This window comes from Pseudomonas cyclaminis (assembly GCF_015163715.1).
GTDB lineage: Bacteria > Pseudomonadota > Gammaproteobacteria > Pseudomonadales > Pseudomonadaceae > Aquipseudomonas > Aquipseudomonas cyclaminis.
Window position 1 is genome coordinate 1 of record NZ_JADDUM010000166.1, and the last position, 19299, is coordinate 19299.

The 19299-nt window shown below is 62.2% G+C and carries 16 protein-coding genes and 1 pseudogene; 6 read left to right on the top strand and 11 right to left on the bottom strand.

All coding sequences use genetic code 11. From position 1 onward, the window contains the following. Positions 1-55 precede the first annotated feature (55 nt). From IQK56_RS20100 to IQK56_RS20115, 4 genes and pseudogenes are all read right to left on the bottom strand, one after another. Positions 56-1420 (bottom strand): heavy metal sensor histidine kinase, encoded by a 1365-nt coding sequence (locus IQK56_RS20100; RefSeq protein WP_122308401.1) that lies wholly within the window; start codon positions 1418-1420, stop codon positions 56-58. Continuing rightward, the gene (locus IQK56_RS20105; RefSeq protein WP_099584921.1) at positions 1410-2087 is read right to left on the bottom strand and encodes a heavy metal response regulator transcription factor; all 678 of its coding nucleotides are present in this window, start codon (positions 2085-2087) and stop codon (positions 1410-1412) included. The genes IQK56_RS20100 and IQK56_RS20105 overlap by 11 nt, the downstream gene beginning before the upstream one ends. 31 nt (positions 2088-2118) lie before the next feature. Beyond that, positions 2119-5212, bottom strand: a pseudogene (locus IQK56_RS20110) (multidrug efflux RND transporter permease subunit). After that, positions 5209-6375, bottom strand: a complete 1167-nt coding sequence (locus tag IQK56_RS20115) for an efflux RND transporter periplasmic adaptor subunit (protein ID WP_122308403.1) — start codon at positions 6373-6375, stop codon at positions 5209-5211. The pseudogene IQK56_RS20110 and the gene IQK56_RS20115 overlap by 4 nt, the downstream one beginning before the upstream one ends. A 216-nt stretch (positions 6376-6591) precedes the next feature. Between IQK56_RS20115 and IQK56_RS20120 the strand changes: the two genes are divergently transcribed. Together IQK56_RS20120 and IQK56_RS20125 are read left to right on the top strand one after the other, a co-directional pair. Next, entirely contained in the window at positions 6592-6825 is a 234-nt protein-coding gene (locus IQK56_RS20120; RefSeq protein WP_099584924.1) for a hypothetical protein, read from the top strand. A 164-nt stretch (positions 6826-6989) separates the two neighbouring features. Continuing rightward, positions 6990-7772: a transporter substrate-binding domain-containing protein gene (locus tag IQK56_RS20125; RefSeq protein ID WP_150760451.1), complete on the top strand. Its 783-nt coding sequence runs from the start codon at positions 6990-6992 to the stop codon at positions 7770-7772. A gap of 13 nt (positions 7773-7785) precedes the next feature. Here the strand turns inward: IQK56_RS20125 and IQK56_RS20130 are convergent, their stop codons facing one another. The 7 genes from IQK56_RS20130 to IQK56_RS20160 form a co-directional block, all read right to left on the bottom strand. Beyond that, complete coding sequence (locus tag IQK56_RS20130; RefSeq protein ID WP_150675034.1) at positions 7786-8529, bottom strand: YkgJ family cysteine cluster protein; 744 nt, start codon at positions 8527-8529, stop codon at positions 7786-7788. A 109-nt stretch (positions 8530-8638) separates the two neighbouring features. Then, entirely contained in the window at positions 8639-9121 is a 483-nt protein-coding gene (locus IQK56_RS20135; protein WP_150760453.1) for a GNAT family N-acetyltransferase, read from the bottom strand. Between the two features lie 3 nt (positions 9122-9124). Next, positions 9125-10027: a chemotaxis protein CheV gene (locus IQK56_RS20140; RefSeq protein ID WP_122308407.1), complete on the bottom strand. Its 903-nt coding sequence runs from the start codon at positions 10025-10027 to the stop codon at positions 9125-9127. 182 nt (positions 10028-10209) lie between these two features. Then, entirely contained in the window at positions 10210-11184 is a 975-nt protein-coding gene (locus IQK56_RS20145) for a 2-hydroxyacid dehydrogenase (protein ID WP_150675033.1), read from the bottom strand. 111 nt (positions 11185-11295) lie between these two features. Continuing rightward, a complete protein-coding gene (locus tag IQK56_RS20150) occupies positions 11296-12264 on the bottom strand; it encodes a LysR family transcriptional regulator (RefSeq protein ID WP_122308409.1) in 969 nt (322 codons plus the stop codon). Positions 12265-12361: 97 nt separating this feature from the next. Further along, positions 12362-12904, bottom strand: a complete 543-nt coding sequence (locus IQK56_RS20155) for a hypothetical protein (protein WP_193901798.1) — start codon at positions 12902-12904, stop codon at positions 12362-12364. Then, entirely contained in the window at positions 12874-14568 is a 1695-nt protein-coding gene (locus IQK56_RS20160) for a hypothetical protein (protein WP_193901799.1), read from the bottom strand. The genes IQK56_RS20155 and IQK56_RS20160 overlap by 31 nt, the downstream gene beginning before the upstream one ends. A 227-nt stretch (positions 14569-14795) precedes the next feature. Between IQK56_RS20160 and IQK56_RS20165 the strand changes: the two genes are divergently transcribed. The 4 genes from IQK56_RS20165 to IQK56_RS20180 form a co-directional block, all read left to right on the top strand. Further along, positions 14796-16307, top strand: coding sequence for an efflux transporter outer membrane subunit (locus tag IQK56_RS20165; RefSeq protein ID WP_193863336.1), 1512 nt, complete (start codon positions 14796-14798; stop codon positions 16305-16307). A 10-nt stretch (positions 16308-16317) separates the two neighbouring features. Next, positions 16318-18495, top strand: coding sequence for an FUSC family protein (locus tag IQK56_RS20170; protein WP_150675030.1), 2178 nt, complete (start codon positions 16318-16320; stop codon positions 18493-18495). Beyond that, the gene (locus IQK56_RS20175; protein WP_193863333.1) at positions 18485-18685 is read left to right on the top strand and encodes a DUF1656 domain-containing protein; all 201 of its coding nucleotides are present in this window, start codon (positions 18485-18487) and stop codon (positions 18683-18685) included. Before IQK56_RS20170 ends, IQK56_RS20175 begins: the two co-directional genes overlap by 11 nt. A 27-nt stretch (positions 18686-18712) precedes the next feature. After that, the coding region (locus IQK56_RS20180; protein ID WP_193901800.1) for an HlyD family secretion protein at positions 18713-19299 on the top strand (587 nt) is incomplete at its 3' end.

Genomic DNA, 19299 nt, shown 5'->3' on the forward strand with positions numbered 1-19299 from the left:
GGGCGGAACCAATACCCGCCGTTACCCAAACAACGGATATGTACACAACCTCAGCCTAAACGGGCAGCGTAATCCCAAACGTATTCCCACCCCCCTCACTACGCACAAACACATCCCCCCCGTGCATCAGCGCAATCGCCTTAACAATCGCCAATCCCAACCCATGATTCGCCCCGCTGTTACTGCGCGACGCATCCACCCGGTAGAACCGTTCGAACAACCGCGGCAAGTGCTCGCTGGCGATCTCATCACCCGGGTTGGTCACCCCAATCGCCACAAACTGCTCCTGCACGCCGATATTCACCTCAATGACCCGCCCCGGCGCCGTGTGCTGCACCGCGTTGCTCAACAGGTTGATCAGCGCCCGGCGCAGGTGGGCTTTTTCGATCTGTACCCGCGCGTCACCGTGCACCTGAACCCGCACCTGGGCGTCTTCGAGAATGAAATCCAGGTAGTCGAGGGTGGTGGCCACTTCATCGGCCAGGGAGCTTTCGATCAGCTTGGTGGCCTTGCTGCCCTGGTCGGCGCTGGCGAGGAAGAGCATGTCGTTGATGATCGAACGCAAGCGTTCCAGCTCCTCCAGGTTCGACTCCAGCACTTCCAGATAATGCTCGGCCGAACGCCCTCGGGTCAGCGCCACTTGGGTCTGCCCAATCAGGTTGGTCAGCGGCGAACGCAGTTCATGGGCCACATCGGCATTGAAGGACTCCAGGCGCGAGTAGGCCTGCTCAACGCGGTCGAGGGTGGAGTTGAACGAATTGACGAACTGCTTGAGTTCCGGCGGCAATGGCGACAGTTGCAGGCGTCCGGAGAGTTTTGGCGGCGCCAGTTTGCGCGCTTCATCCGAGAGTTTGCCCAGGGGCTTGAGACCAATGCGCGCCACCCAGAACCCCAACAGCGCGGCCAGTACCACGCCAACCAGCGCCAGGCTGATCAGTGCTACCAGCAAGTGATGCTGGGTGGCGCGGAAATTCTCGGTGTCGATGGCAATCATGAAGCGCAACGGCGGGCGTTGGTCCTTGGCGGGAAACTGGCTCACCAGCACCTTGAACGGATGAGCATGGCCGGGCAGGTGCAAATCGCGCTTGCCGCTGGGGCCCTCGGCGAAGGCGCGGATCTGCGCATCCGGCTCACCGTACTCGTAGCTCGGATCACTGCTGACCACCCAGAAGCGGATGCGCTTGTCTTCCTCACTCAAGAGTTTGAGTTTGGCCCTGATCTTCAGCCAATGGTCCGGCGTACCAAAGCGGTTGACCGAAGATTCCAGCACGCTGTAGCGCGCATCCAGCTCTGCCCCCGGCAACAATCCGAGGCTGCGGTCGACCTGCTGGTACAACGCGCCGCCGATCAACACGAAGATCAGCAGCGCCACCAAGGTGAACATGCCGCTCAGGCGCAGGGCGATGGAGTTAGACGACACTGCGGTTCTCCAGCACGTAACCCATGCCGCGAATGGTGTGCAGCAGTTTGTGGTCGAACGGCCCATCCAGCTTGGCGCGCAGGCGCTTGATCGCGACCTCGACCACATTGGCGTCGCTGTCGAAATTGATGTCCCAGACCATCTCCGCAATCGCCGTCTTGGACAGGATTTCACCCTGGCGCCGGGCCAATACGCTGAGCAGCGAGAACTCCTTGGCCGTCAGGTCCAGACGCACGCCATTGCGGCTGGCCTTGCGGCTGATCAGGTCGATCCACAGGTCGGCGACGGTGACCTGCACCGGCTCATGGCCGCCGCTGCGCCGGGTCAGGGCTTGCAGGCGCGCCACCAGTTCGAGGAATGAAAACGGCTTGCCCAGGTAATCGTCGGCGCCTTCGCGCAGCCCGCGAATGCGGTCTTCCACGCGCTCACGGGCGGTGAGCATGATCACCGGTGTCTGCTTGCGTGCACGCAAGGCACGCAGCACGCCAAAGCCGTCGAGGCCGGGCAGCATCACATCGAGCACGATCACTGCGTAATCGTTCTCCAGCGCCAGGTGCAGACCCTCGACGCCTTCGCGGGCCACGTCGACGGTGTAGCCTTGTTCCGTCAGGCCACGGTGCAGGTAGTCGGCGGTTTTTTCTTCATCTTCAACAATCAGTACGCGCATGAGCCTTTTGCTCCAGGGCGGTGCCTTGGCCTCAATGTGTGGTCGCCAGCTCGGTAGCTGGTTTGGGTCGGTGGAAAAATCGCTCAAGGTACAAGTATATGACCGGCGTGGTGAACAGCGTCAGCGCCTGGCTCACCAGCAGGCCGCCGACCACGGCAATCCCCAGCGGCTGGCGCATTTCCGCACCTGGGCCGCTGCCGAGCATCAGCGGCACTGCGCCGAGCAGGGCGGCGAGGGTGGTCATGATGATCGGGCGGAACCGCGTCACGCAGGCTTCGTAGATCGCTTCTTCCGGCGGCAATCCGCGCACGCGCTGGGCCTCCAGGGCGAAGTCGATCATCAGAATGCCATTTTTCTTGACGATGCCAATCAGCAGCACCAGGCCGATCAGGGCCATGATCGAAAAGTCCTGGCCCATCAACCACAGCATGATCAACGCGCCCAAACCGGCCGAAGGCAAGGTGGAAATGATTGTCAGCGGGTGCACGAAGCTCTCATACAGCACTCCCAGAATGATGTAGACCGCCACCAGCGCCGCAAGGATCAACCACGGCTGGCTGGCCAACGAACTCTGGAACGCCTGGGCCGCGCCCTGGAAATTGCCGATGAGGGTGGTCGGCATGCCGATTTCATTCTTGGCCTGGTTGAGCATGATCACCGCATCACCCAACGCCACGCCGGGCGCCAGGTTGAACGACAGGTTAGCGGCCGGGAACATGCCGTCATGGCTGATGGACAACGGTCCCACAGTGGGCGGGTCAACCTTGGCCAGCGCCGACAACGGCACCATTTCGTTGGTCAGGGGTGAGCGCAGGTAGAAGTAGTTCAGGCTCTCGGCCTTGCCCCGTTGCTGGCTGTCCAGCTCCAGCACCACCTGGTACTGGTTGATCTCGGTCTGGAACTCGTTGATCTGGCGCTGGCCGAAAGCGTCGTACAGCGCCTGGTCGACATCGGTGGCGGTCAGGCCAAAGCGTGCGGCGGCCTGACGGTCGATGCTGATGTGGGTAATGCTGCCGCCCAGCTGCAGGTCGTTGGACAGGTCGCGAAACGCCGGGTTGGCGCGCAGTTTTTCGGTGAGGCGCTGGGTCCAGGTGTTGAGCGTCGGCCGTCGTTGCTCTTGAGCACGTATTGGTACTGGGCACGGCTGGGGCCGGAGCTGAGGTTGATGTCCTGGCCGGCGCGCAGATAGAGCACGATGCCCGGCACCTTGGCCAGTTTCGGGCGGATGCGGTCGATGAATTGGCTGGCGGAGACATCACGCTCACCCCGATCCTTCAGCGCAATCCAGAAGCGGCCGTTGGCGATGGTCTGGTTGCTGCCCGTCACGCCCACCGAATGGGAAAACGCCTGTACCGCCGGGTCATCCTTGACGATCTCGGCCAGGGCTTTGTGCTTGGCGACCATGTCCGGGTACGACACATCGGCCGCGGCTTCGCTGGTGCCGAGCACAAAGCCGGTGTCCTGCACCGGAAAGAACCCCTTGGGAATAAACACGTAACCGACAACCGCCAGGGCCAGGGTCACCAAAAAGATCGCCGCCATGGTGCGTTGATGGGCCAGGGCGCGGCGCAGGTTGCGCGCGTAGCCGGCGAGCAGGCGTTCGCTGAAACCGGGTTTGTCGTGGGCAGGATGGGTCGGGGCGCGCATGAACAGCGCGGCCAAGGTTGGCGCGAGGGTCAAGGACACCACCACTGAAATCAGGATGGTCGACGTTGCCGTCAGCGCGAACTCCTTGAACAGCCGCCCGACCACGCCGCCCATGAACAGCAGCGGGATAAACGCCGCCACCAGCGAGAAGCTGATGGACACCACCGTAAAGCCAATCTCGCCCGCGCCCTTGATCGCCGCTGCGCGTTTGTCGAGGCCCGCTTCCAGATGGCGGTGGATGTTCTCCACCACCACTATGGCATCGTCCACCACAAAGCCCACGCTGATCACAATCGCTACCAGGGTCAGGTTGTTCAGGCTGAACCCCATCAGGTACATCAGCGCAAAACTGGCGACCAGAGACACACCAAGCACGCTGGACACGATCAGCGTCGCCGACAGTTGGCGCAGGAACAGCGCCATCACTGCTACCACCAGCAGGATCGCGATCAGCAGCGTCACTTCCACTTCATGCAGCGAGGCGCGGATGGTCTTGGTGCGGTCGGTCAGCACGCTGACCTGCACCGACGCCGGCAGCATGCCTTGCAGGCGCGGCAGTTCGGCCTGGATACGGTCCACGGTCTCGACAATGTTCGCGCCGGGCTGGCGCGAGATCACCAGGTTCACGCCGGGCGTATCCCCGGACCACGCCTGCACGTAGGCGTTTTCCGAACCGTTGATGACTTTGGCGATATCGCGCAGTTGAACCGGTGCACGTCCTTGTAGGAAACGATCAGTTGGGCGTAATCCTCCGGGTGGAACAACTGGTCGTTGGTCGACAAAGTCGACACGCTGTTCTCCCCGTAGATCGCGCCCTTGGCCAGGTTGAGGCTCGATTGCTGGATCGCCAGGCGCACATCGGCCAAGGTCAGGCCGATGGCGGCGAGTTTGTCGGGCGAGGCCTGCACGCGGATCGCCGGGCGTTGTTGACCGGTGATGTTGATCTGGCCTACGCCGTCGATCTGGCTGATCTGCCGCGCCAGCAGGGTTTCCACGTAGTCGCTCAGCTCGGTGCTGGGCATGCTGGCGGAGCTGACGCTGAGGATCAGCACCGGGCTGTCCGCCGGGTTGACCTTCTTCCAGGTCGGCAGGCTCGGCATATCACTGGGCAGCTTGCCGGACGCGGTGTTGATCGCGGCCTGCACTTCCTGGGCGGCGGTGTCGATGCTCTTGTCGAGGGTGAATTGCAGGGTCAGCAGGCTTGAGCCCAAGGCACTGCTGGAGGTCATCTGGGTCATGCCGGGGATGGCGCTGAATTGCACTTCCAGCGGCGTGGCCACCGATGAGGCCATGGTGTCCGGGCTGGCGCCGGGCAATTGTGCGGTGACCTGGATCGTCGGAAATTCCGCCTCCGGCAGTGGGGCGATGGCCAGGCGTGGGAAGGCAATCATCCCGAGCAGCACCAGGGCGAAGGTCAGCAGCAGAGTGGCGACCGGGTGGTCGACGCACCAGGCTGACGGCGAACGGCTGCCGGTCATGGCTGCACCTTGGCATCGACGGTCTGGATCACCTGCGGCGGCTCCTTGAGCACTTCCACCTGGGCACCGGCCTTGAGTCGCGACTGGCCATCGCTGACCAGCACATCACCGGCCTGCACACCCTTGATGATGTTCACGTCGCTGTTTTGGTAGGTGACCTGCACCGGTACCACCTCAACCTTGTCTCCGTTGACCCGGTACACGAAGTGCGAGTCCAGGCCGCGTTGCACCACGGTCGGCGGCACCACCAGGGCGTTTTTGTCGAGGGCGACCTGGATCTTGATGGTCACCAATTGCCCCGGCCACAGGCGCTGGGAGGCGTTGTTGAACTCGGCCTTCGCGCGCAGGGTGCCGGTGGTGGAGCTGATCTGGTTGTCGATCAGGCTCAAATGGCCTTCACCGAGCAGGTCACCGGTCTCGCCGTCGGTGTCGGCGCCCAGGTAGGCGTCGACGCTGGCCGGGGTGGTTGCAGCGATCAAGCCTTGCAGGGTCGGCAGCATCTGTTGCGGCAGCGCGAACTCAACGGCAATCGGGTCGATCTGGGTCACGGAGAACAAGCCCTGCGTATCGCTGGTGCGCAGGAAATTGCCTGCATCCACATTACGAATACCGACGCGGCCACTGACGGGAGAGCGAATCTGGGTGTAGGAAAGTTGTACCTGTGCTGAATCGATGGCGGCCTGGTTGCCTTGGGCGGTGGCTTTGAGTTGGTTGACCAAGGCTTGTTGCTGATCGTAGGTCTGCTTGGACACACCGTCGTCGATGCTCAGTTCCTTGTAGCGCTTGAGGTTGACCAGGGCCACCTGCAATTGCGCCTGGCTCTCGCCCAGTTGCGCCTTGGCCTGGTCGAGGCTGGCGCGGATCGAGCGGTCATCGATGGTCGCCAGCAGGTCGCCGGCCTTGACCCGTTGGCCTTCCTTGACCAGCAATTGGGTGAGAATGCCGTCGACTTGCGGGCGAATCACCACGCTGTGCAGCGATAACACCGTGCCAATGCCGCTGACAAATCGCGGGATATCCTGTTGCGCCACGCTCACCACCCGTACCGGGATCGCGGTCGGCACTGCCAGCTTGGCCTTGGCCGGCCGGGTCAGCGCCCAGGCCGCAATCGCCACGACCACGAGGACACCCACAATCAGGGCGGTTTTTCGTTGAATCTGCATGGAAAGACGCCGTTGGCGCAGTTGCAAGTGTCAAGCTGCAAGCTGCAAGTTGAAGTTTGGATAGCAGCTTTATAGCGGTGGTAACCGGTCAGGATCGTGACGGCAAACTGACAGCCGTGACAGCTAAGGCTTTTAGCTTGCCGCTTGAAGCTTACCGCTTGCACCTCCGGCCCCGTATACTCGCGCCTTTACACGCCTATCTGCGCCGGAGCCCTTATGACTTCCCCGACACAACCCTCTGTTGAAGCGACCGACATCGTCGATCCGGCCAGCGCTGAAAGCGTTGAAAAAGCCGAGATCCCGGCGTTCAAGTTTCCGTTCAAGCCGGGTGAGCTGGCCGGGGCCAAGAATGCCGCCCAGCCTTGGTACAAAAACGGTGCCAAGAATGGCCACACCAAGTCACCGGGCATGGCACCACCGGGTACTCGTCGTTCGATGGGTAAACGCTGAGATTAACCCGTTGCACGCCGTGTCGACTCTTGCCTACAACCTCCGCTGATATTTCTGATTGTAGGTCTACGGCCCTTTCTTGAAAGCTTGCACAGCCTTTGCTCCTTCCCCGTGATTTAAGGGGAGCAGGGCGACGCTGGTCTTTCCGGAAAAGGACGTTTCCCGTGGCCCTGATACACATCTGTGTAATGTTTGCCCTGTTGCTTTCGGCTGATGCGCTCGCGGCCGCTGATCAACCGCGTCGAGAAATCCGTTTTGGGGTTGCCGCGCAATTCCCACCCTTCCAGAGCCGCAACCCGCAAGGGCAGTTGGTAGGCTTGAACATCGAACTGGGGAATGCCTTGTGCGTGCAGTTGAATGCACGTTGCGTCTGGGTCGATCAGGTGCTTGCCGAAGACTTTCCCGCCCTCGAAGCCAGAAAATTCGACGCGATCATGGGGATGGCACCTACGCTGGAGCGGCGGCGTTGGGTCAGCTTCACCGATCACCTCTACCCCTTTACCACACGCCTGGTGGGCCGCAGCACATCCGGCCTGCTGCCCCACGCAAAGTCGCTCAAGGGCAAGCGGATCGGCGTCTTGCTGGGGAGCAACCGTGAAGCCTTTGCCCGGACGAAGTGGGCGCGCAAGGGCGTCGTCATCAAGAGCTTCTGGCTCAATGAAGATCTGGTGCGCAGTCTGGTGGCCGGTGAAATCGATGCAACCTTGCAAGGCACCGTAGAAATCCGTGAAGCCTTGCTCGACACCGACGAAGGCCGGGATTTTGATTTTCTCGGCCCACCCATTTCGGCGGCGCTGCTGGGCGATGGTGTGGCGATTGCGGTGCGTAAGCCCGACACCGCATTGCGCAAGGAGCTTAACTGCGCCCTTGAACAGTTGAAGCAGAGTGGCGAGTACCAGCGGATCATTCAACCCTATCGCCTGGACGTCGCTCCCGCTGCGTCATGATGGCCTACAAGGCTTACGCCGCCCGCAACGAAATAAACGCATAGTTGGCCGGCACCTGCGTGGCAATCTGCGCCCCTGCGTCCAGTATCTGCTCGGCGATGTCCAGCCCGGACACATGAAACACCCACTCATTGGCCACGGGCGGCTGATCAGCCGCCAACTCAATCGCCTGGGCAAATGCGCCCATGTCCGGCAAGTATGCGGTAAACCCATCACCCTTGAGCGCCGTGGTGCGAATGCCCAGCAAGGCGCACACCGCTTCCTTGGTCTGCACATCGTCACGGTCGGCCTGGCGCGAACGCTGGATCAGTATCGCGAGTTCCGGGTCCACCAGTTCGCCGCCGACGATCAGCGCGGGGCCCTGTTCCCATGATTCCGGCGGGCAATCCTTGGCGGCAGGGTTGAGCGGGATATGCGGGTTGATCTCCATCGGGTAGATGCGGCACACCAATGGGCGACGCTCGTAGATGCGGCACAGGTTGTCTTCGTCAAGATTCCGGCAGCGCCCGGCGTTATAGGCGGCAAAGGTAATGGCCACAAACGCTTCGGTGTTGCCGCTGGGCACCACCACCGAACGGCGCTCGGCGTGCTCGCGTTGCAGTGGGGGCAGGCCCAGTCCGTTACCAAGGAATCCCTCTACCAGAACAATGACGTTACCGCCGTCCGCCGCCCACATACGGGCCTCGGCAAGGGTCAGGGGGACGTGATGGTCGGTGCAGCATTTACCGCAACCAACGCAGGAAAAATGAGTGTTCATGGCGGATCTGTTACCAGGCTAGGTCAGAGGGCACGCAATCACGGTGACGGGTTTTTAACCTCTTTGCACCGTTACGGCTGTCTGGAAGCAAGTTATGCGCCAGCGCCTGTCAGTCCTCTGCGACTACATCGCGCAGTACAAACACCATGCCCGCGCTTTCATACAGATGCCGGGCGCGCAGGTTGCTCTCCAACACCTTAAGGTCCACATAGGGTTCGCCGCGTTGCTTGAACACCTGGAAGGTGTGCAGCAACAAGGCGCGGCCCAGCCCCTGGCCTTGGGCGCACGGGTGTATGGAGAGGTTCTTGATAAAGGCGCTGGTCCAGCACTGGGCCACGCCGAGAATACCGTCGGCGTTGCTGGCGACCAGGCACAGCGAGGGGTCGAATTCGGCATCAGTGACGAACTGTTGCTGCCATTCATCCAGGCCGGCGACACGGCCGCCGCCCTGATCCTGGGTCATGCTCAGTACGGCGTGAATCGCCGGCGCCAGATCGGCACGGTAGTGGTCCAGCACGGTCCCTGCCGGCCATTGTGGCGCGGGCAGGCCGGCGGTGAGGTCGCGGCGCAGCAGTTGGTAATACGCCGCCATCGATTACAGACCCTGTTGCGCCACGGTTTGGGCGGCTACCACCAGGCATTTGGTCAGCTCAGGGGAAGAGAACTTGGTCAGTACCGCATTGGCACCGGCCAGGCGCGCTTTTTCGCTGTTCATCGCGCTGTCCAGTGACGTGTGCAGCAATACGTACAGGTGCTGGAAGTCCGGCGTTTCACGCAGTGTGCGGGTGAGGGCGTAACCGTCCATTTCGGACATCTCGATATCCGAGACCACCACGTTGATCTGCGCGGCGGTGCCTTGCAGCTCCAGCAGCACATCGATAGCTTCCTTGGCACTGCGCGCAGTGTGGCAAGTCAGGCCGAGGTTGCGCAGGGTATGCACTGACTGCTGCAGGGCGACCTGGCTGTCATCCACCACCAGGATTCGCGCATTGCCGAGCACTTCGGCTTCTTCCATGGTCAGGTCTGTCGGCGCCGCTTCAATCGGTGCCGGCGCGATGCCGTGGATGACTTTTTCGATATCCAGCACCTGCACCAGGCCGCCTTCCACCTGAGTCACCCCAGTGATGAACGCACGGTTGCCGCCGGAGCCGTAGGGCGGCGGGCGGATGTCAGTCGTCAGGCAGTGCACGATCTTGCTCACGGCCTGCACATGCAGGCCCTGTTTGGAGCGGCTCACGTCGGTGACGATCAGGCAGCCGCCGTCCGGATCTTCCAGAGGGCGTTCACCCAAGGCGCGGCTCAGGTCGATCACCGACAAAGAAGCACCGCGCAGGGTGGCGATGCCTTTGACGTTGGGGTGGGACTCCGGCAGCTTGGTCAGCGGCGGGCAAGGAATGATTTCGCTGACTTTCAGCAGGTTGATGGCCATCAGCTTGCCGCTGCGCAAGGTAAAGAGCAGAAGCGAGAGTGAGTCTGCGCGGGCTTTGGTGGTGGACATAAAAACCTTCTGTGGATCAGGGATGACGATCTTCTATGGAAGGTTATCGACGTGAACACAGAAAACTGTAGGCGCCTTGCTGGTTGTTGCTCGCGCTGGCGTGCGCAGCGCTCCCAAGCTTTTGGGGCCGCTGCGCAGCCCAGCGGGAGCAAGCTCCCTCGCCACCGTTCGTGCCTGCTGTCTTAGCCCTTCCACACCTGTGGGTTCACCAGATCCTGCGGGCGCTGGCCCAGCAGGGCGCTGCGCAGGTTGTCCAAGGCTCGGTTGGCCATGGCTTCGCGGGTCTCGTTGGTCGCCGAGCCGATGTGCGGCAGAGTCACCGCATTGCTCAACTGGAACAACGGGGATTGCGCCAGTGGCTCTTGCTCGTACACATCCAGGCCGGCGCCACGGATAGTCTGGTTCTGCAGGGCCTGGATCAGCGCGGGTTCGTCCACCACCGGGCCACGGGAGATGTTGATCAGGATCGCGCTGGACTTCATCAAGCCCAGCTCGCGGGTGCTGATCAGGTGACGGGTCTTGTCGCTGAGCGGCACCACCAGGCAGACGAAATCCGCCTCGGCCAGCAACTGGTCCAGGCTGCGCAACTGTGCACCCAGCGTTTGCTCAAGTTCAAGCTTGCGGCTGTTGCCGCTATATAGGATCGGCATGTTGAAGCCCAGGCGCCCGCGACGGGCCACGGCCGCGCCGATATTGCCCATGCCGACGATGCCCAGGGTCTTGCCGTGCACATCGCAGCCAAACAACGGTGCGCCGACGCTGGCTTTCCACTGGCCGGCCTTGGTCCAGGCGTCCAGTTCGGCCACCCGGCGTGCGCTGCTCATCAGCAGGGCGAAGGCCAGGTCGGCGGTGCTTTCGGTGAGCACGTCGGGGGTGTTGGTCAGCATGATCCCGCGCTCGTTGAAGTACGGCACGTCGTAGTTGTCGTAGCCCACCGACACGCTGGACACCACCTCCAGCTTGCTCGCGCCTTCGAGCTGCGCACGCCCCAGCTTGCGACCCACGCCAATCAGGCCGTGGGCGTGGGGCAGGGCTTCGTTGAATTGCGCATTGATGTCACCCAGCTTGGGATTGGGCGCGATCACCTCGAAATCCTGTTGCAGGCGTTCGATCATTGGCGGGGTGACGCGGCTGAAGGCGAGGACAGTCTTTTTCATTGCAGGCGGGCTCATCGACTACGGAAGAATGCCAAGCACGCTAACATTCTTGCCTGCAATTGTCAGGACACCGCAGATCTAAAGCGGGCAGTGAAATTCGCCTGGTAGAAGTCAGTTCGTCAACCGCGCACCGCTGAGGCTGCCACTCAACTCATACGCCACCAACTCCGCCTGATGCGCCGCCAGAATCTCCGGCAACGAGCCACGCAGGTATTCCACCCAGGTCTTGATCTTCGCATCCAGGTACTGGCGCGATGGGTAGATGGCGTACAGGTTCAATTCCTGGGAGCGGTAGTTGGGCATCACCCGCACCAGCGTGCCATTGCGCAAGCCTTCGATGGCCGCATACACCGGCAGCAGGCCGATGCCCATGCCGCTGGTGATCGCGGTTTTCATCGCGTCGGCCGAGTTGACCAGGAAGGGCGAGGTGTTGATCGCCACGCTTTCCTGGCCTTCCGGGCCGTTGAAGGTCCACTTGTCCAACTGAATCACCGGGCTGACCAGGCGCAGGCAGGCGTGGTTGAGCAGATCATGGGGACGATGGGCACAGCCCTTGGCCTTGACGTAATCCGGCGAGGCGCAGGCGATGCTGTAGGTGATGCCCAGGCGTTGGGACACAAACCCTGAGTCGGGCAGCTCGCTGGCCAGTACGATGGACACGTCGTAGCCTTCGTCGAGCAGGTCCGGCACGCGGTTGGCCAGGGTCAGGTCGAAGGTTACGTCCGGGTGGGTACGGCGGTAGCGGGCAATCGCGTCGATGACGAAATGCTGGCCAATCCCGGTCATGGTGTGCACTTTCAATTGCCCGGCGGGGCGTGCGTGGGCGTCGCTGGCTTCGGCCTCGGCTTCTTCGACATAGGCCAGGATCTGCTCGCAGCGCAGCAGGTAGCGTTTGCCGGCTTCGGTGAGGGCAATGCGCCGGGTGGTGCGGTTGAGCAGGCGGGTTTGCAGATGGGCCTCCAGATTGGAGACCGCGCGCGAGACGTTGGCTGTGGTGGTGTCCAGTTGCGCGGCGGCGGCGGTGAAGCTACCCGCTTCGGCCACGCAACTGAAGGCGCGCATGTTTTGCAAAGTGTCCATGGAGTGTTCTCAGGGGAGATGGCAAATTGTGACATGAAGTTGCGCGCAGGTGTGTATCCGCTGGGCACTGCTCTCCCTGGGTATAAGCGTCCATGGCTCAAGACAAGGTCCAGGCCTTACTGACGTTCGCCTCATAGTGCGGCAGGTATTCCACCAGCAGATGATCGAATGCCTCCCGCGCCTGGCTGCGGTTTTCGGCGGTAGGTGCTTGCAAGGCGGTCTGTGCATGTTGCGTCAGGGTTTCGACCGCCTGGGTCAGTGCCGGGCTGATGCGCTTGAGCGCATCCAGTTCTGCACCCAACACCGTACCGTGTGCCTGTCGGGCGATGGTGTCGAGTAACCCATGCAGGTCATTGGCATGCCGCTGTACGTAATCATCCCAACCCGATAGTTGCCCAGGGGCGCCCAGGTAGCGACGGGCGATTGGCAGCAGGTGATCCAGCGACTCGCTGCCCAATTGTTCCCGGACTAAGGTCTGGCGTGTGCGCAAGGACTGCGCTTCAACGCCGCTTAAGTGCTCAAGCCTCTCTGGAAGCGCCAGGTCGCGGGATTTGTTCACCGTATAGCGGGTGAGCAGCACCACTGGCTCTCCATGCTTGATCTTGACCACTATATGGGTGGACGACGGCTTATTGGGCATGAGCAGTGATTCGGTGATCGAGCGGATAAGGTCTTCCCAGTCGAACGCTGGTTTCCCAGGGCCGCCAAGACGTTTCGCAGGACTCCTTTCACAACGTTCATGGACTTGAGCGCAGCGATGTCGATCTCCAGGTAATCGCCACTCAGGTGCGGGTCGTCCAGCTTGCGATGACTGTATGCGATTGTCACCCCTTTGCCGCCCTCGGCCTGCGACGAGGCCGTGGCAGATACGTAGCCACCAAGTATCTGGGCCTGGGCTGTCAGCTTGTACACTTTCAACGCCTCGGGCCGAAGCAGCGCCCGGTTCTGATGTATGACTTCGCGTAGGTGCTTGTCCACATCGGGATCGATGCGCGGGTGTGTCTGAAGCCGCACATAGCGTTCCATCAAGTCTCGCGCTTGTCTGTTGCGCGCATGCAGGCTGGCATTCAGCCCGGATGCCAGCGCGCAGGTGCTGGCCTGTTGGGTGAATTGGTGGCTGTTGGACGTAACGTGGTTTTTCATGTCGTCCAGCAGCCTTGCCGGGGTGTCGCCGTGGTGCGTCAGCGCCGCCAGTTGTTGCAAGGCCATTGCCGGCGCTGTTTCGTGCAGGCCGAGAATATCCAAGGTTTTGTGTTGGTGGGTGCGGTGTAATGTCAGCGACAGGGCGCTGTTCAGCTTCAGGAAGCTGAAAAAATCAGCTGCCACTTTACTGCGAGCACTGAATGCGATGCCTGTTTCGGTCATGACCGGTGCCGGTGTGTTTTGCAGGCAGGGCAGTTCAACGTCTGGCAGGCCGGCACTGGCCAGCGCTTGCCTGAGATACGGTTGGCTCAGGGCGGAGTAAGTCCTGTCCCTTGGCAGATTGTAATGGTCACTCACGATGCTGCTCAGGTGCCGGGCCGTGTGACCGATGCTTTCGCTCAAGGAGGTACGGACAGAATGGCTGCGGGCGTCGGCGTAGTGCTCCAGGTTCGCGTACGTGCGGGACGAAACATGCCCAAGAGCGATTTGCTGGTGGGTCTGAGCTTTAGTCATGGTCGCCAGCGTTGATTTGAACGTGCCCTGCAGGGCAATCACCCGCGTGCTCTTGAGGTGCTGATCGTCAGTGATGTGCAGGCGGGAGTCAGCTGCCAGTTGCGGTCCGGCCTGGAGTTGTCGCGCCGGATCCAGCGCCACGTTGTAGCCAATATGACGGTGGTTGATGCGCTCGCCCCCGGCGCGAATGTAGGCAAGAGAAGGCAGCAACCGCTGGGTCAGGCGCTGGTGTCGCTCCTCACCGGCCGCCGCACGGAATTGCCATTTAAGGGCACGACACAGCGTATGGTCGGCCTCGATCTGTGGATTTTCAGGGCTGCGATGCCGGTCAAGCAGGCGCTCGGCTTTTTTGAAAAACGCGTAGAAACCTGCAAGCTCCTGCGTCGACACCTCTAACCTTGGTGCGCTGTGGGTCAGCCTGTAGTGCAGCGCTTCTATGGCTGATTGATCGCGATGATAGCCCGCAAGCGGTACGAGCTTTTCCAGCACCGTGTCGGCGATCCAGCGTACATCCCGTTGCAGAGGCAGCATGTCGGGGCGTAGAGGTTTGGGCGCTATGTGCAACTGCCTGCGCAACGCGTCGACGGTGTCTTGCGCTGGCGTGTGTGCCCGACCGTGCGGGTTCAATGTGCCGGGGACTGTCAGCATCGTGTGCTCCAGGGCGGTAATGCTCCCTAGTGTGATACCCCTCGGTGCCGCGTGATGTAGGGCGAGTGGTGAGGCCGTCGCTTAAATGTCCGAACAGTGCTCGCAGCCGCTGGGATTATCGCCTGAACGGTAACAAAGATTCACAGGAATGCCCGCTTATCGCCATTCCTCCCGCCGCCTAGAATTGCGCCACCTTCCCGCGTTACCACCTCAGGAATTCGCTCGCCGTGCCGCGTCGCATCAGCAGAGAGCTTAAGACTCTCAGTGTTTGGGCCTTATCGTTAGCAATCAGCGGCTGCATCGGAACCGGAGGAATCGCCCCCCAAGGCCACGCCTTGAGCGCCAATACCCTGGCCACCGATGAAGCGATCCAAAGCGCCGCCCAGGACGCCCACTGGCCCACCGCACAATGGTGGCAAGCCTACGGCGACCCCCAGCTCGACCACTGGGTCGAACTCGCCACGCAAAGCAGCCCGAGCATGGCCATGGCCGCCGCACGGGTGCGTGAAGCGCGGGCCATGGCCGGGGTTGCCGAGTCGGCTGAGTCGCTGCAGATCAACAGCGACACTGCCCTCAAGCGCCACAACTGGCCCAAGGATCAGTTCTACGGCCCCGGCGAATTGAGCGGTGCCAACACCTGGGACAACAATACGTCCTTGGGCCTGAGCTATGCCCTCGACCTGTGGGGCCGCGAAAGCAATGCCACCGAGCGCGCCGTCGACCTGGCCCACATGAGCGCCGCCGAAGCACGCCAGGCCCAACTTGAACTGCAGAACAACGTGGTGCGCGCCTATATCCAGCTGTCGTTGCATTACGCCAACCGCGATATCGCCGCCGCCACGTTGGCCCAGCAAGAGCAGATTCTTGACCTGGCCAACAAACGCTTGAACGCCGGCATCGGCACTCAATTCGATGTGAGCCAGGCCGAAACCCCGCTGCCCGAAACCCATCGTCAACTGGACGCCCTCGACGAGGAAATCGCCTTGAGCCGCAACCAGCTTGCCGCATTGGCCGGTAAAGGCCCGGGGGAGGGCGCGCAGTTGCAACGCCCAAGCCTGTCCCTCGCCGCGCCGCTGAAACTGCCATCCGCGTTGCCCGCGCAATTGCTCGGCCAGCGCCCGGATGTGGTTGCCAGCCGCTGGCAAGTGGCGGCCCAGGCGCGGGGTGTTGATGTGGCCCACGCCGGTTTCTATCCCAACGTCGATCTGGTCGGCAGCCTCGGCTACATGGCCACCGGTGGCGGCATGCTGGCGTTTCTGGCGGGCAAGAAATTCAACTACAACGTCGGCCCGGCGATCACCTTGCCGATCTTCGACGGCGGCCGCTTGCGTGCCGAGCTGGGCGAGGCCAGCGCCGGTTACGACATCGCCGTGGCGCGCTACAACCAGACGCTGGTCACTGCGCTCAAGGGCATCAGCGACCAGCTGATCCGCCGCGGATCCCTGGACAAGCAACAAGGCTTCGCCGCGCAATCGGTGGCCTCGGCGCAGAAAACCTATGACATCGCGATGATCGCCTACCAGCGCGGCCTTACCGACTACCTCAATGTACTCAACGCCCAGACGCTGCTGTTGCGCCAGCAACAGATCGAGCAGCAAGTCCAGGCGGCGCGCCTGAGCGCCCATGCGGAACTGGTGACCGCCTTGGGCGGCGGCCTTGAAGCCGGCAAGGACGCACCGCAAAACGCCAGGACCCTCCCGAGCAAAACCCCGGCGGCCCTTGCCGTATTCGATCACTGAGTAGGTTGTGATGACTCCCTTGCCTGCACCGCTGCGCTGGCTGCATTCCCTTGAGTGGCGCCGTGGCTTTTTTGACTGGGCACGCAGCGACGGCGTGACCTGGGTGTATATCTTCAAGGTGTTGATTGCGGCGTTTCTCACCCTGTGGCTGGCCATGCGCCTGGAACTGCCGCAACCGCGCACCGCAATGATCACGGTATTTATCGTGATGCAGCCGCAGAGCGGCCAGGTGTTCGCCAAGAGCTTTTACCGCTTCCTCGGCACCCTGACGGGCTCGGCGGTCATGGTGTTGCTGATCGCCCTGTTTGCGCAAAACACCGAACTGTTTCTCGGCGCCCTGGCGATCTGGGTCGGCATCTGCACCGCCGGGGCGACGCGCAACCGCAACTTTCGCGCCTATGGTTTTGTGCTGGCCGGCTACACGGCGGCGATGGTCGGCTTGCCGGCGCTGGCCCATCCGGACGGCGCTTTTATGGCGGCGGTATGGCGGGTGCTGGAAATTTCCCTGGGGATTATCTGCTCCACCCTGGTCAGCGCCGCGATTTTGCCGCAGACCTCCAGCGCCGCCATGCGCAATGCCTTGTATCAGCGCTTTGGCGTGTTCGCGCTGTTCGTCACCGATGGCCTGCGAGGGCGCAGCCAGCGTGAGGGCTTTGAGGCCAGTAATGTGCGCTTCATCGCCGAAGCCGTTGGCCTGGAAGGGCTGCGCAGCGTCACCGTGTTTGAAGACCCGCACATGCGCCGACGCAACGGTCGGCTCAGTCGCCTCAACAGCGAATTCATGAGCATCACCACGCGCTTCAACGCCTTGCACCAGTTGCTGGAACGGCTGCGCACCGATGCTGCGGATCATGTGGCGGCGGCGATCAAGCCCGGCCTGCAAGACCTTGCCGAAGTACTCGATGGGTTCTCCGGTCGCGCCCTCACCAGCCCCGACGCGGCACGGCTGGTCAATCAACTGAGCATTTATAAAGACAGCCTGCCGGCCAAGGTGCGCAGCCTGCGCACGGTCTTCCAGGAAGCCGACCCCACTGAAGCCGAACAACTGGATTTCCATACCGCCTACGAACTGCTTTACCGCTTCGTCGACGACGTGCACAACTATGCGCAAACCCACGCCTCCCTGGCCGATCACAGCCACGCACGGGAAGACTGGGACGAAGCCTACACGCCGAAAACCAACTGGCTGGCCTGCGCCGCGTCGGGGATTCGTGCGTCATTCATCCTGATTGTGCTGGGCAGTTATTGGGTGGCAACCGCCTGGCCCAGCGGCGCCACCATGACCCTGATCGCGGCCGCCACCGTCGGCTTGTCCGCCGCCACGCCCAACCCGAAACGCATGGCGTTCCAGATGGCCTGCGGCACGTTGATCGGGGCGTTGGTGGGCTTTGTCGAAATGTTCTTTATATTCCCCTGGATCGACGGCTTCCCGCTGCTGTGCGTGATGCTCGCGCCGGTGATCATCTTCGGTGCTTTTCTAGCGTCACGCCCGCAGTACGCAGGTGTTGGTGTCGGCCTGTTGATCTTCTTCAGCACCGGCTCGGTGCCGGACAACCTCACGGTCTACAACCCCTACACCTTTATCAACGACTACATCGCCATGATCCTCGGCATGCTGGTGTGCGCAGCCGCTGGCGCGATCATCCTGCCGCCCAATAGCCGCTGGCTGTGGCGCCGCCTGGAGCAGGACCTGCGCGAACAAGTGGTGTACGCCATCAGCGGCAAACTCAAGGGCTTGGCGTCGAGTTTTGAAAGCCGCACCCGTGACCTGTTGCACCAGGCCTACGGCCTCGCCGTCGGCCAGCCGCAGGTGCAGCGCGATTTGCTGCGCTGGATGTTCGTGGTGCTGGAAGTCGGCCACGCGATCATCGAGTTGCGCAAGGAACAGGCGATCCTGCCGGTACACCCGGCGTACGCCGAATCCCAGCCGTGGCGCCAGGCGATCCGCGTGATGGGCCGCTCGTTGGTGCGGCTGTTCCTGCAACCCAGCGCGAGCAACCTGGAGCGTGGCCTCATCGCCGTCGACCATGCGATCAGCCGCGTGCAGGCCACCGACGAGCCCTTCGCCCCGCACTTCGACACCTCGGCCCTGCGCCGGGTGAAAAGCTACCTGCACTTTATCCGCACCTCGCTGCTCGACCCGCAGTCCCCGCTGGCGGCCCTCAAAGGAACCCCGAATGCCTCGTGAAATTGCATTCCACGGCATCTATATGCCGACCATGACCCTGATGTTCCTGATCGCGGCGGGGCTTGCCTGGGCGCTGGACCGCTTCCTGGCCGGCTTGGACCTGTACCGTTTTTTCTGGCACCCGGCGTTGCTGCGCCTGAGCCTGTTCGTTTGCCTGTTCGGCGCCCTGGCGCTGACCGTCTACCGTTGAGAATGACCCGATGAAAAAGTTTTCAGCCTGCTCGCCACCTTGCTGGTATTGGCCTTGGCGATCTGGATCGGCCGCACATTGTGGGTGCACTACATGCAAACCCCCTGGACCCGCGATGGCCGTGTGCGGGCGGACATCATCAATGTAGCCGCCGACGTCACCGGCGAAGTGGTCGACGTGCCGGTGCGCGACAACCAGTTGGTGAAAAAGGGCGACCTGCTGATGCAGATCGACCCCGAGCACTACCGCATCGCGGTCAAGCAGGCGCAGTCGCTGGTGGCTTCGCGCAAAGCCACCTGGGAAATGCGCAAGGTCAACGCCCATCGCCGTGCCGACCTCGACGCCCTGGTGATCTCCAGAGAGAGCCGCGACGACGCCAGCAACATCGCCGACTCGGCCCTGGCCGATTACCAACACGCGCTGGCACAGCTGGAAGCCGCCGAACTCAATTTGAAACGCACTCAGGTCGTGGCGGCCGTGGATGGCTACGTCACCAACCTCAACGTGCATCGCGGCGACTACGCACGCATCGGCGAAGCCAAGATGGCCGTGGTGGATATGAACTCGTTCTGGGTCTACGGCTTCTTTGAAGAAACCAAGCTGCCCCATGTGAA